Source organism: Lacihabitans sp. CS3-21, assembly GCF_024343675.1.
Taxonomy (GTDB): Bacteria; Bacteroidota; Bacteroidia; order Cytophagales; family Spirosomataceae; genus Leadbetterella.
Map to the genome: position 1 here is coordinate 1 of NZ_RJUD01000044.1, position 764 is coordinate 764.

Annotated in this window: 1 rRNA gene; it reads right to left on the bottom strand. The window is 48.8% G+C overall.

The window, feature by feature from the left end:
- Positions 1 to 764: ribosomal RNA gene (locus tag EGI24_RS14220) — 23S ribosomal RNA — on the bottom strand; the annotation flags it as partial.

Sequence of the window (764 nt, forward strand, 5' to 3'; positions counted from 1 at the left end):
GAGTTTGTCTGAATTTGGTAGGATGTGACTCCCCCGCATCCAATCAGTAGCTCTACCTCGATAAGACTCAACGCCGACGCTGTACCTAAATACATTTCGGGGAGTACGAGCTATTTCCCAGTTTGATTAGCCTTTCACCCCTACCCACAGTTCATCCGAACACTTTTCAACGTATACCGGTACGGTCCTCCAGTTGGTCTTACCCAACCTTCAACCTGACCATGGGTAGATCACTAGGTTTCGCGTCTACAGCCACCAACTTAACGCCCTATTCAGACTCGCTTTCGCTTCGGCTCCGATTCTTAAAATCTTAACCTTGCTGGTGACCGTAACTCGTAGGATCATTATGCAAAAGGCACGCCGTCACCATATCGCATGGCTCCGACCGCTTGTAGGCGTACGGTTTCAGGTTCTATTTCACCCGGATACTCTCCGTGCTTTTCACCTTTCCTTCACAGTACTTGTTCGCTATCGGTGTCTCAGTAGTATTTAGCCTTGGCAGATGGTGCTGCCGAATTCAGAGGGGGTTTCACCGGCCCCCACCTACTCAGGATTCTGCTCGTCCTATATTCTTTACCCTTACGTGACTATCACACTCTACGGTTGACCTTCCCAAGTCATTCAAGTTAAAATATACTTCTAAATGCAGTCCTATAACCCCGGGCGTGCCGTAACAAGGCCGGTTTGGGCTGCTCCGATTTCGCTCGCCACTACTCTCGGAATCACTGTTGTTTTATTCTCCTATGGGTACTTAGATGTTTCAG